Source organism: Actinomadura sp. ATCC 39365, assembly GCF_054392275.1.
In genome coordinates this window covers 2,796,972-2,809,114 of the sequence record NZ_CP184335.1, presented here as the reverse complement: position 1 = coordinate 2,809,114, position 12,143 = coordinate 2,796,972, and the positions used below count along the sequence as shown (strand labels likewise).

The following is a 12,143-nucleotide window of genomic DNA, read 5'->3' as shown; positions in this document are numbered from 1 at the left end:
AACGCGGGCACGAGCCCGCGAAAACAGGGGTAGGCGAACGCCTACGAGCGGTGCAGCAGGGCCTTGAACGCTGACGCGGTCTCCAGCACCACCTGGCCCGCGGAGGCGTGCCGGATGCTGACGCGCGCGCGGCTGGTCGCCGACAGGCTCAGGTGGGCGGCCAGGTTGACCTCGGCGCGGCCGTCCGCCGTGGCCAGCAGCCGGGCCGGCCTGTCGATCGGCCAGGCCACGTTGACCAGCTTGCCGTCGGCGTCGTGGCGGGTGATGGCCACCTCGACGGGCTCGCCCGCGGCGAGGCCGCGCAGCGCCACGTAGGCGACGACGTCGGCCCACACTGCGGCGTTGGGGGCGATGGACTGGCCGCCGGACGGGTGCCAGCCCGCCGAGTCCTTCCACTCGACGGTCCACCACGGCTGGAAGTCGACGCCGGACGGGACGACGATCTCGTCCTCCAGGCCGACGGACACGATCTCGGGCATGCTGTCCTCCGGTTCGGGCTGGCTCGGTGACGGTGGGGGCGCGTCGGGCAGCGGGGCGCCGGCGCGGACCCACGGGTAGATGGAGGGGCCGGGGCAGTCGGTGGAGTAGCCGTCGCGGTGGCCCTTGATCTCGGGCCCGGCGTTGCCGTGCTCGCGCAGGTAGGCGCGGGCGGCGTGGAATGCCCGCTTCATGCTGGCGGTGACCTCGGTGACGCCGGATGTGCCGACCAGCAGGAGGATGGCGTAGTGGCCGGAGTTGAGGCCGGGGCCGTTCGCGGCGGGCAGGACGTGCGGGCCGCGGCCGACCATGGCCCGGTCGTGGTCGCAGACGATCATGCTGTAGCCGATGTCCGCCCAGCCGTTGCCGTCCATGTGGCCGCGCTGGATGCCGCGCACGGCCGCCCTGCACGCCTCGTGGTCGGTCAGGGTGGCCGGGTTGACGTGCCCGCCCGTGTAGTGGGCCTTCACGCCCCGGGTGGAGCCGAGGTAGGAGCTGGAGCGTGGACGGCGGGCGTCCCACGCCGCGCGGCTCTCGATGATCGTCACTGGTCACGCTCCTAATCGGTTGGTTCGCAGCGGTAGGTGGCCGAGCCGGCCTCGACCGGCCGGCAGGTGTAGGTGGCACCGAGCCAGGTCCACGACAGAGAGCTCGGCGCCGGGCCAGGCTCACCAGGTGGCCCCTGGGGACCACGCTCGCCCTGTTCCCCCTGCGGGCCGCGCTCGCCGGGCGGACCGGAAGGCCCCGGGGCTCCGGGCTGGCCAGGAGAACCGGATGGACCTGCTCCCCCGGATGGGCCTACTCCCCCGGGTGGGCCGGACGGCCCCGGACTCCCAGGCACCCCATCGCGGCCCGGCGTACCGCGCGGGCCGGGTGGCCCCGCAGGGCCGGCAGGACCCTGCACGCCAGGCTCCCCACGGATGGCCACGGTCGGCGACACCAGCGGCGTGCCCCCGAGACGCTTCACCTGTTCGGCGAGGATCTGCCTGTCACGCTCAACCGCATTGAGCTGGGCGCGCACGTCGAGGATCAGCCACATGATGGCCGCGAGCAGGAGGGTGAACAGCATCGCGCCGAGCAGCGGCAGCCGCCACACCCGCCGCGGAGCCTCTTCCTCGTCGACGTCCGGGGCATCGTCCAGCGGCTCGAAGTCGAAGTCGTGGCGGTGGCGGCCCATCACGTACCGCCCCTCGACGTCAGCCACAGGCTGAGCAGCAACAGCACAAACGGGGCCAGCAGCGACGTGAACACCGACGTGATCAGCAGCTTGCGGTCGGCGAGCTTCTGCTTTTTATCCGCGTCCCACTCCGCGCGGAGCTTCGTGATCTCCTCGTCGTGCTCAGCCTTCAGCTCGGCGATCTCACGCTTGAAGTCGTCGAACTCCCTCTGAACGGCCTGCTGGTGAGCATGAAAAAGATCGGTAGGGACGACACGGTCCAGCCGGGCGTTCAGGTTGGCGAACCCTGACTCCAAGCTTCTCCGCAGGGCTTCCATGCTGCGATGAAGCTCCCATGGCGTTGGTGAATCGGGCACACGTCCCCCTCCGACTCCCGTGATCTGAGGGGCGCTGTCATGGTGCGAAGGTGTGCCACCCGCCTGTCCCCCTCGGCAGCGGGCGGCCCGATCGCGGGTGCGCGTCCAGCGCGATCAGGTGGGGTGCCGCCCCGCCCATCCTCGGAAGCGGGACGGCACGTCAAGAGCGCGACCATGTCCGGATCTGGACAAGCGCGCGATGTCAACCAGGCGCATGCTTGGAACGTCCCACTGCGTCCCCGATCAACGTCTGGAGTCGCTCTATGGGCTACCCGTCCCAGCCGCAAGGACCGTACGGCCAGCACCCCCAGCAGCAGCCCTACGGCTCGGGCCCGCAGTACCCGCAGCAGTACGGGTCCGGACCTCAGCAGCCGTACGGGTACGGCTATCAGCAGCCCACGCCCCCGCCGCCGCCCAAGCGCACAAACGTGGGGCTCATCGTCGCGCTGGCCATCGGGATCCCACTGCTCCTGCTCGGAGGGTGCGCCGCGGTGGTCCTGATCGTGGGAGACACCAGCACAGGCCGCGAAGCGCTGGTCACCACGGCGAGCTCACCGAACGCCGCGATGCCGTCGCGCCTGGCGGAGTCCGCCGCCCCCGAGGCGAGCGCTCCAGAAGCGAGCGCTCCCGCAGAGACGGCCGCGCAGGGCCCGACGACGACAGCGGTCGGCGACGCGCTCACCCTGCAGGGCTCCGACCCGGCGCTGAAGGTAACGGTCACCGTGACCAAGGTGGTGAATCCTGCGACACCCGCCGACGAATTCATGAAGCCCAAGCCCGGAAACAAGTTCGTCGCCGTGGAGCTGACGCTCACCAACGCGGGCACCATCGTCTACAGCGACGCTCCAACGAACGGGGCGCTGCTTATCGACGGCGAAGGGCAGCAGTACAGGACCACGCTCTTCCGGGTGCGCGAGGGACAGTCGCTCAACGGCTCGACGACGATCATCGCCGGGGACACCCGGCGGGGAGTCATCGCCTTCGAGGTGCCCGAGGCGGCGAAGCTGGCCAAGCTCCAGTTCGCGCTGAACAGCGGCTTCGCCGATCAGAAGGGTGAATGGACGCTGCCTTGATGTCCTCCGCCTCAGCGCGCCCCGCCCCGCCATCGGCTAGGTGCTAGTCCAGGCAACGTCCCAGCGCGCATTGCTGCTGAGGTCCAGCGACACTCCGCTGTTCTGATCCACGATGACTTCCGCGTAGTCGCCGACTGACATGAACACCATGCCGCTCAGATGAGAGACAGCCGCGGTTGTCGGCGACGTCCGGCCGTCCTGGTGGGTGTAGGTCGAACCGTTCAGGCGGAACAGGACGCGCCGATAGCCCGACGTGCTCGCCAACCCCCACTCGTTCCAATGATGGAAGGTGTAGTACCCGGCAGTCGCGGCGGTGTAGCGGGACGTGTTCGTGGACGTGCTGTGCCCGCCATCACGATCAACCTGTTCGGTGGGCCACGTGACCGCTGTGAGCGTGCCGGACGTCACCGATTGGATCCCCGTCTTCGTGAGGACAGCCAACGGCGGCGCCAGCAGGAAGTTCAGGCTGTCGCGAACGTCCACGTTCATCTTGGCCGCCGTCAACAGTTCACCGACGGTCCAGGTGCGCGGCACTGGGACAGTCGCCATCTAGACCTCCTGGCCTTGTTTGCTGCGGCACGCCTCACACAACTCGGCCGCGCCCAGCCGCAGGGTGCACGGAAGGCACGGCCAGCGCTGCAGCATGGACGGCAGACTCTCCAGGTTCGCCGTGAGGCGCTCCATGCCGTCCGGCCAGATGAGGACCGCGGTCAGCCCGAGCCCGCCGCCGGCGCACTCGGTGCACCAGAACCAGGTGGCTCGCTGCGGCAGGTTGTAAGCCGATCCGCACCCCCACGGGCAATCGACGATCCACCGGCCCTCATCCACGCGCGCGTACGCCCGCATTTCCGGGTTGTCGCCAGCGGGCCTAGGCACCAGGCCCTGGTGGGTGGCCGCCCTCCTTGAATCGGCGAACTGCCAGTACGCTTCCCAGGAGGTGAGCGGCTGCGGTGCTGGGATGCATTCCGCAAGGAAGCGCAGGCGCGCACGTACAACCACGTTCACCAGCCCAGATAGTTGTCGTCGAGGGTGCCGTAGGTCGGGTCGTCGAGGATGAACACAGGCGTGTCACGCTTCGGCGAGGTGTCGAACGTGAAGGTCCACGTCCCGTCTGTGATCACGTCCTGCACGCCCTCGCACCACAGGTCAAGAGAGGCGGCGGGAGCCTCCGCCGGCAGGCCGGTGATGGAGATGAGCTGCCCGATCTCGGAACCGAGCATCTCGTCCCAGACCGTTCCGAGGTTGTGAGCGCCCACAGAGATCTGCCCAGCGCGAGGCTGGGGATGGCCGTACGTGCTCAGCGTGTACGAGGCGCGGTCCAGCGCTTCTGCGTCGCTGAAAAGCAGGGTGTCGATGCTCGCGGCGTAGGTGCCGTGGTGCTCATCGATGGATGCTTGATCGATCACGCGCGTGACGGTCTGCCCGCTGCGGGACACCGACACGTCGTTGATCAGCAGTTGGTCGTCCATGGTGAATTGCAGGTCCGCCCCCACCTGGTCCGCGGCCAGGGTGATGGACGCTGCAGGCGGGAACTGGCGGCGGTTGCGGCCATGGAAGGTGGCCACGTCGTCTCCGGACATGAAGAACAGCCCGGCCTCGGAGAACGCTACCTTCTTGAACGCCTCCAGCGGTGATTGTTCCGTGGCCGGATGGCGGTCCATCAGTGACGATCCGGCGTCGATCGCGGTGGCTGTGACTCCCGCCCATCCCGCGATGCGTGCCGCGCGCGCCCCGGAGAGATCTCCAGCGAAGCCGTCGACCGCGTCCGCCATCGCCTGTACCTGCGGTTGCGTCAGTGCCGTGCTCCAGCCGGCCACGTGACTGAAGTGCCCCTGAGCAAGCTCGGGCGGGTCAAGTGCCGAACCGGGCAAGCCTCCTACTCGGAGGCGAGACATGGCCGGCCAAGAGCCTGTGGCTGCCGGGCTGGAGGTGATGGTGAGCGCTCCGTCCACGTACACCCGTAGCTGCAGCTGGCCGGCCGTGTACTGGGCGGTGACGACGATGAAGTGCAGGGTGCCCTGAAGGGCCGTGACAGCGGATGCGGCGAACGCGCCGGTAACCGTGCGAGCCCCGACCGACAGCGTGTTCGTGCTGGTCGAGTAGTTGAGCCTCAGGTGTACGGTGTCGGAGCCGTTGTCGAGGAACATGAGTCGCTCGGTGCTCGCGTCGGATGGCTGTGCACCGATGATGCCCCACAGGCCCACCGAGACGGCCGGCCCGTTGCCGAGAGGCGTGGTCAGCACCGGCACGGTGAGCAGTCGGCCATGCGCGGTGAATTGTGGCGTCAGCTGGACTCCGGTTGAGTTGTCGGGCCCTCCGTCGACCCCATACTCAAGGGTGCCGCCGATGCCGATGCCCTGCTGCGTCATGTCTGGCTGGGCTGTCACTGCGTGGTTGCCGCCCTGAGTAGCCCCCTGCGGCTCCCCCAGCGGGTAGTAGAAGACCGGTCCCGTGGCCAGGGTCTGCTCGGCGAGCGCCTGCCGGACCTTGTCGCGAGACAGCAGCTTCTGTCGGTCAGTGGCGGTGATTTGCGCTGTGCCCAGGACGCCGTTGGTCCAGGCGTGCGGCCACCGGTCGATGAACCCTGTGAAGCGCCTGTACTCGTCGCCTGGAGACGCCCAGGTAGTCGGCGAGGCTGCTCGCTCGAACTGCCACGCCGAGCTGAGCACGGCGGCCGACGTTCCCGCTGTCATCGCCACGAACGTCGGCCGCGCGAACACGGCGTTGGCCGGCGCTGCCGCCGACAAGGAGACAGCCTGAAACGAGGTCGTGAGCGCCACCGTCGAGCCGGTGTTCTCGCTGAGGAACGTGCCGTTCTTGTCGTACCAGCGGATGCGGCAGGCCATGCTCGCGGCGTTGGTCTCCCTGCGTGCCTGGCAGCGCAGGCTGTATGTCGAGCCAGCTACCACGTAGATGGCCTCGTCTGTGGCCGTGGCCGTGCTGGTGGTGCTCAGCCGGATGAAGTCCCCCGTCGCCCACGTCCCGGACCAGCGGATGGAGGACGTTTGTCCTGCGGGTGCGGTCGCGTTCGTGGCTAGCGTGCCCGTTGTCGCGGAGAAGACGGCTGCGTTGGAGCCTTCCGCCTGGCCCTTCAGCAACAGGTTGACGGACCCCTGCCAGCGCGCCCTGATCCGGATCGGCCTGTTCAGGGTGACGTTCGGGTAGTACGGCGAACTCGTGCGCCCGGCGGTGAAGCGGCCGTCGCTGTTGTTCAGGGCGAGCGACAGTGTGCCGGGCTGCACCTCGTCCAGCTCGTGGCTACGCCGCCGCGAGATGCGGACACCCTCCTGCCACTCCACGAAGTCGGAGACGTCCTGCCACAGCGGTGACCCGTCGGAGGAGTCCTTCGTGAACGCGATCTCGCAGATGGTCTGCGGCATGACCGTCATGCGCCCACCGCCCCTAGATTTCCGAGGTTGAAGCCTCTCCCCTTGGCCTCGTTGAGGGCGCTGATGAGCAGCCGGTACAGCTCGTCCCGCCCCATGAGGGCCTGCCCAGACAGGTGCAGATGGAGATCGCCCCCGCCTCTCGGCGTGATGGGAACCATTCCCCCCGCCCCCAGGGCGACCGATGGCGTCAGCGACATCGAGGCGGCCCCCATCAGCCCCTCTGCCGCCTTGGAGACGATCCCCTGCCCCTGCAGGAGGCCCTTGGCCAGCCCCTCGGCCATGCTCTGGCCGGAGAACAGGGTCCAGCCCTTCCCGCTGAACGGGCCTTCCCTGGCCGGCGAAAAGGGGAACAGCGACCTGATCCGGCCGAGGATGTCCGCCGCGGCGTTGTACGCCGACTGCAGCATCGAGTACAGGCCGTTGATCAGGCCCTGGATGATGGACTGCCCGGAGTTGTAGAGCAGGCTGCCCAGGTTGCCGAGCGCTCCGAGGATCTGGCCGGGGATCTGCGCCGCCGCGCCGACCAGTTCGCCGAACTTCTGGACGGCGGCGTCCTTCGCCTTTCCGATCCACTCCAGGAACATGCCGGGCAGGCGACCGATCCACTGGCCGATGCCGTTGATCAGGTCCGGGATGATCGAGTGGCCGATCAACGCGTCGTACAGGTGCTGGAAGATGGCGATGCCACGCTCGATCAGGGGCGCCAGGTCGGCGATCAGCTCGGCGATGGCGAGCCCGACCTTGGCGAACGCCAGCCCGAGTTCCGTGAGCTGCGGGAGCATCGGCAGGATCGCGGGCAGGAGGTCGTGCACGAGCTTGACCGCGAGATCGGTCAGGATCGGCAGCAGGGGCTGCATCTGTCGCATCAGCTCGGCGAAGGCTGGCACGAGCCCGGTGAGCAGCGACGGGATCAGGTTCAGGATCGGCGGCAGCACCTCGCTCACCACCGCCGCCGCGATCTTGCCGAACGCCTCGTAGATGGGCGGCATCAGCGGCGCCAGCACCGTCAGCGCGTTCGAGATGGCCTCCAGCGCGGGCCGCAGGGCGGCCGCCAGCGCCTTGATGAGCGGTTCGAGGACCGCGCCCAGGTCCGTCAGGGCGACCCCGAGGACTTGGCCGACGATCCCGGCGAGCTGGGCCACGACCGGCAGCAGCGGCGCCGCCGCGATCAGCAGTTCGGCGATTCCCTTGCCGATCGCCAGCAGGCCGGCCTGGAGCTCCGGCGATGCGAACGCCTCCGCCAGGTATTGCGCCACCACGGCCAGTCCCGGGCCGAGCGCGGCCAGGGCGGGGCCGAGCGCGTGGATCGCGGCGGCCAGCGCCGGCGCGATCGAGACCGCGATGTCGCCGAGCTGGGGGACGATCAGCGCCAAGGCGCCGCCGAGCTCGGCGAAGATGGAGCCGATCTGGGAGCCGAGCGGCTCCAGGATGGGGGCCAGGGCGCCCAAGCCTCCCGCCAGCGCGGTGACGCCGGCCTCCAGGCCGGGAAGGAGTGCGGCGATGCCCTGGGCGAGCGCCAGGAACAGGGGCTGCAGGCTGGTGAAGACCGCGCCGATGGTCTGCCCGAGCGGTCGAAGTGCCGGGAGCAGGGTGCCGATCATGGCCGAGGCCAGGCCGACCACCACCGGCACCAGCGGCGCCGCCGCGCGCAGCACGCTGCCGACCGCGGCCACCAGCTCGCGCAGCATCGGCAGCGCGCCCCGGATGCCGTTGCCCAGCACCTGCACGATCACGGCGGCGAGTTCGCCGATCGCGGGGAGCAGGGGCGCCACGGCGGTCAGGACAGCGCCGAGCACCTCGCCGATCTTGACCAGGGCAGGGGCCACGGCCGCCAGCCCGGTCGAGAGCGCCGCGACGAAGGCCTGCAGACCCGGCAGCAGGGCGCGCACGCCGACGATCAGCCCGGAGAAGAACGGCTGCAGGACGCTGAGTGCGTCGCTGATCGTCCGGCCGATGGGCGCCAGGGAGGGGCCGAGCGACATCAGGCCGGTCGCCATGGTGAGCAGGAACTGCTGCACGCCGGGCAGCACCGCGGCGATTGCCTGGCCTATGGAGGCGATCAGGGGTCGCAGGGTTCCCAGCGCGGCGCCGAGCGTCTGCCCGAGAGGTAGCAGCGCGGGCGCCAGCGCGTCGACACCGGCCTTGATGCCGCTGATGGCCGCGACGATGCCCGGCACCAGCGCGGCCAGCGCGGGCGTCACCGCCCGAATCGCTGCCGAGAGCACCGGCCCCACCGCAGTTGCCAGGTCCGCGATCCCGGGCGCCAGCGCGCGGACCGCGCCGGCGGCGGCCTCGATCACCGGGAAGAAGGCGGCCGCGGCCCGAGACAGCGACTGAAAGACCGTGACCAGGGTGTCCTGGCCCTGCGCGGAGTCGAGGAAGGTGTGCAACTTGTCGACGGTCTGGCCCAGCACGCCGAGGGCGTCGCCTCCGGCCGTCTGCATCGCCCGGAAGACGGCCTTGGCGATGCCGCCCACGTCGGCGAGAATGCCGCCGAGCTGCTTGAGCACGTCGACGGCGCCCTGCATCCAGCCGAAGGCTCTGCCCGACAGGGCGGCCTCTTCCAGGAAAGCCCCGAAGCGGCTGGCGAGCTGGGCGACACCAGGCGCCAGGTCTGAGACGAACAGGGCGCCGGTCACGGTCAGGGCCCGGAACCCGTTCAGCAGCGGCTGGAGGGCGGGCGTGAGGTCGTCGATGGACCGCTTGGTGGCGTTGAAGACGACCGTGATGGCGTGGATGGTGGCGCTGTCGCGGGCGAACTCCACGAGCTTCAGCGCGGCCCGGCCGAACGCCTGCGCGACCCCGGTCATGCCGTCGTCGACCGCGTTGATGGCCGGCAGCAGGGACCACATCTGGCCGACCAGCGGCCCGAAGACGCCGTCCTGGACGTGGTCCCTGATGCCGAGGAAGGCGGGCGCCATCTGGAACAGCTCGTAGGCGACGTTGCCTGCGGCTGCACCGAGATTCTCGGTGCCCTTCAGGAAGGTCTCGTAGTCGCCCGACAGCGCCGCGGCGAAGGCGTCGCCGACGCCCATCAGCGCGAGCTTGAGGGTGCCCATCCCGGCCGCGCCCAGGGCCAGCGCGCCGGGCAGGGCGGCCAGCGCGCCGGCCGCGGGTGCCAGCGCCACGACCAGTCCGCCCACGCTGGTGGCCGCGGATGCGGCAGCCCCGGCGACCGCGCCCAGCTTGGTGGCCGTGGCCAGCAGGCTCGCGGCTGTGGTGAGGGCCGACGTCGACAGCGACCCCATCGAGGTGGCCAGCTTGGCCACAGGCGACGCCACGGCCGATACGGCCGTGCCGACGCCGCCCAGGCGGCCCGTCAGCCCTCCCAGGTGCCCTCCCAGGCCTGAGATCTGGCCGCCCAGCCCGCCCAGGGCGCCGCCGAGACCGGCGAAGGGGCCCTTGAGGCCATCGGCCGACTTGCCGACCCCGTCGAGGCGCCGTTGCAGCCTCTTCGCCGAATCGCCGACGTCGTCGAAAACGTTCGAGGCGTGGTCGCGAGCGAAGATGTCGAAAGCCATCGAGGAGGCCAAGGAGCACCTCCCGGATGGGGTTACTGCTGCTTATTCAGTTCGTCGACGGCGTTACAGAACAGCTCGAACTCGGCCCACGTGAGCCTTCCGACTTCCCAGGGGCGGATGCCGAAGTGATAGGCGAGGGCGGGCTTGTACTGGGCGAGTTTCAGGTACGGGTCTTCGCCCTTCCTGCGGCCGGCTTGGGCCTGTCGCCGTTTCCCTCTGTGCCCGCCTCTGTGCTCGCCTCCGGGTTGACGAAGTCGCTGGCGAGCACCACGACGCGGCCTTCGCACACGTCCTCGAACGTGACGTCGCTCTTGCCGCACCGGAACTTCACGAGAACCCAGCCGAGGGCGGCGAAGGCCTCCATGTCGGCGACCTTCAGAGCGTCGAGGAACTCGGCCATCCGCTTGCCGGTCGCCTTCTGCAAGGCGAGACCTTCGTGCAGCGGGAGTCCGTCCAGATCGACCTCGATCGTCTGGCCGTCGTGGGTGAACTGGAGCATGAGCACTCAGCTTTCGATCTTGTTGGCGATGTCGTCCATCGCCTTGAGGATGTGAGCCCGCACCGCGGGCAGGTGGCGCTCGATCGTCACCGAGAACCACGGTCGTCCGTGCTGTGTCGTCCACGGGTCGTGGCCGAACGTTGGGTGCCGCCAGCCCTTCACTGAGTCGAGATGCTTGGGCAGAGTGCGCTGGTCCTGCGGCATCTTGGAGGCGTCCACCTCGATCCGCACCCGAGGCAACCGGCTGCCTGTCTTGGTGACCAGCCGCAGAGACCGGGCCACAGTCGCGCGCAGCCCGGCGCCCTTCCGCGCACGCGCCTCGATCTTCGCCCGCTCCTCTTCGAGTTCATCCGAGCCGAGCTCGAAGTCATGCGTCTTGTCGAGGACCTTGCCGAACCGGTCCCGGTAGACCTTGTGGGCCCGCTGCTTGCGGCCACCGCCTCGTGAGCCAGTCACCGGGATCGTCCTGACCGCCTTGCGGGTATCAGCCAAGGCTGGTTTTGCGCCTGCTCGGATTGCCTTGAGCAGTTCCTTCCGGAGCCTCTTGCCGTCGTCGCCTGCATCCTTGAGCCGCTTGGCCAGGGCGGCGAGCTGCTCGGCACCAGTAATGCGGACGTCGACCATCACAGAGACGTGTCAGTGGACACGATCTTGATCTGGATGGGGGCGTTCGTCTCATCGTCGTACGCCTCGAACGAGGTGGTCATCTGCACGATGTCGGGCCCATCGACCGTCGGCGCCGCCTCTTTGATCTTGCAGGCGGGCAGGATGAACGAGATCTGGTAGTTGTTGCCCGACGCGATCAGCGAGCCCGTCATGGTGAACTCGACCGCCGTCGTGGTGTTGTTCTTGAGCAGGTCATACAGCTCGGTCCGGTTGAACTCGGCGCGGAGCGACCCGGTGATCGTGGGGAAGTCGTTCTCCAGCTGCTCGCGCTTGACGCCGCTCTGCCCGATGCCGTACCGCTCGGTGGCCAGTGGGTTCTCGCCCTTGATGCTGATCTCGGTGACCACGGTGGTGACCGCGACGCCGCCGGAGATGCTCATCTCGCCGGACGCCGTCGATGCTGTCCCGCCGAGCTTGAGGACGCCCTGTTGGAAGTTGAACACCTCCGCGCCGGTCGGGAACGATGCGGTGGCCAGGGCAGTGGCGGTGGACTCGTCCCAGCCGTCCACCTCGCACGAGTACATCAGCGTGCCGTCGTTGGAGAGCTTGAACTCCCACGATGTGATCTTGCAGCCGGTGTAGGTGTGCGCCCTCACCGTGCCGCTTGGCTCAGGTCGGCCGACCTGGATCGTCAGCCCCTTACCGACCAGACCGCCCGGCACATGGATCTGCTTGTACGCCGTCGTCGCAGCGATCTGCACAGGCACCGCCGCCGACCCGAGAGCGTGAGCCACCAGCAACCCCATGCCCTTGGTCGCCCACTCCATCTCCATGGAGCCTTCGACCGTCTTGCGGCTCTGCACCAGCCGACTCGCGCGCTTGAACTTCCGGCCCGTGCGCAGGCCGGAAGGTTCGACGAATGACGGCTTCCACGCCAGCGATTCGCTGTTGAACTCCGCGAACTTGGTGACGGTGACCGGCGTGCCGACCACGGTCTCCGCGGCGAACCCGAGTTGGGCGTCAAGGCCCGTTCCCGTCGCCATCG

The 12,143-nt window shown here is 69.1% G+C and carries 10 protein-coding genes; 1 reads left to right on the top strand and 9 read right to left on the bottom strand.

Annotated features, from left to right (window positions below):
- Positions 1-41 precede the first annotated feature (41 nt).
- Positions 42-1,025: a hypothetical protein gene (locus ACNF49_RS14200; RefSeq protein ID WP_482943957.1), complete on the bottom strand. Its 984-nt coding sequence runs from the start codon at positions 1,023-1,025 to the stop codon at positions 42-44.
- Between the two features lie 628 nt (positions 1,026-1,653).
- Positions 1,654-1,971, bottom strand: coding sequence for a hypothetical protein (locus ACNF49_RS14195; RefSeq protein WP_482943955.1), 318 nt, complete (start codon positions 1,969-1,971; stop codon positions 1,654-1,656).
- A gap of 467 nt (positions 1,972-2,438) precedes the next feature.
- Between ACNF49_RS14195 and ACNF49_RS14190 the strand changes: the two genes are divergently transcribed.
- Positions 2,439-3,083, top strand: coding sequence for a DUF4352 domain-containing protein (locus tag ACNF49_RS14190; RefSeq protein WP_482943954.1), 645 nt, complete (start codon positions 2,439-2,441; stop codon positions 3,081-3,083).
- A gap of 36 nt (positions 3,084-3,119) precedes the next feature.
- Here ACNF49_RS14190 and ACNF49_RS14185 read toward each other — a convergent pair whose 3' ends face one another.
- The 7 genes from ACNF49_RS14185 to ACNF49_RS14155 form a co-directional block, all read right to left on the bottom strand.
- On the bottom strand, positions 3,120-3,632 hold the full coding sequence (locus ACNF49_RS14185; RefSeq protein ID WP_482943953.1) for a hypothetical protein: 513 nt from the start codon (positions 3,630-3,632) through the stop codon (positions 3,120-3,122).
- Positions 3,633-4,088 carry a hypothetical protein gene (locus tag ACNF49_RS14180; protein ID WP_482943952.1) on the bottom strand — a complete coding sequence of 152 codons (456 nt, stop codon included), beginning with the start codon at positions 4,086-4,088 and terminating at the stop codon, positions 3,633-3,635.
- Positions 4,085-6,472 carry a LamG-like jellyroll fold domain-containing protein gene (locus tag ACNF49_RS14175; RefSeq protein WP_482943951.1) on the bottom strand — a complete coding sequence of 796 codons (2,388 nt, stop codon included), beginning with the start codon at positions 6,470-6,472 and terminating at the stop codon, positions 4,085-4,087. The genes ACNF49_RS14180 and ACNF49_RS14175 overlap by 4 nt, the downstream gene beginning before the upstream one ends.
- Positions 6,469-9,993, bottom strand: a complete 3,525-nt coding sequence (locus ACNF49_RS14170) for a hypothetical protein (RefSeq protein ID WP_482943950.1) — start codon at positions 9,991-9,993, stop codon at positions 6,469-6,471. Before ACNF49_RS14170 ends, ACNF49_RS14175 begins: the two co-directional genes overlap by 4 nt.
- 160 nt (positions 9,994-10,153) lie before the next feature.
- Entirely contained in the window at positions 10,154-10,492 is a 339-nt protein-coding gene (locus tag ACNF49_RS14165) for a hypothetical protein (protein ID WP_482943949.1), read from the bottom strand.
- Between the two features lie 6 nt (positions 10,493-10,498).
- Positions 10,499-11,116: a DUF885 domain-containing protein gene (locus ACNF49_RS14160; RefSeq protein WP_482943948.1), complete on the bottom strand. Its 618-nt coding sequence runs from the start codon at positions 11,114-11,116 to the stop codon at positions 10,499-10,501.
- Positions 11,116-12,141 carry a phage tail tube protein gene (locus ACNF49_RS14155; RefSeq protein WP_482943947.1) on the bottom strand — a complete coding sequence of 342 codons (1,026 nt, stop codon included), beginning with the start codon at positions 12,139-12,141 and terminating at the stop codon, positions 11,116-11,118. Before ACNF49_RS14155 ends, ACNF49_RS14160 begins: the two co-directional genes overlap by 1 nt.
- Positions 12,142-12,143: the final 2 nt, after the last annotated feature.

Bases quoted from the DNA above. Each gene is read 5' to 3' on its own strand.
- ACNF49_RS14195 (WP_482943955.1), bottom strand. From the start codon at position 1,971: ATGGAAGCCCTGCGGAGAAGCTTGGAGTCAGGGTTCGCCAACCTGAAC.
- ACNF49_RS14160 (WP_482943948.1), bottom strand. From the start codon at position 11,116: ATGGTCGACGTCCGCATTACTGGTGCCGAGCAGCTCGCCGCCCTGGCC.
- ACNF49_RS14175 (WP_482943951.1), bottom strand. From the start codon at position 6,472: ATGACGGTCATGCCGCAGACCATCTGCGAGATCGCGTTCACGAAGGAC.
- ACNF49_RS14165 (WP_482943949.1), bottom strand. From the start codon at position 10,492: ATGCTCCAGTTCACCCACGACGGCCAGACGATCGAGGTCGATCTGGAC.
- ACNF49_RS14185 (WP_482943953.1), bottom strand. From the start codon at position 3,632: ATGGCGACTGTCCCAGTGCCGCGCACCTGGACCGTCGGTGAACTGTTG.
- ACNF49_RS14170 (WP_482943950.1), bottom strand. From the start codon at position 9,993: ATGGCTTTCGACATCTTCGCTCGCGACCACGCCTCGAACGTTTTCGAC.
- ACNF49_RS14155 (WP_482943947.1), bottom strand. From the start codon at position 12,141: ATGGCGACGGGAACGGGCCTTGACGCCCAACTCGGGTTCGCCGCGGAG.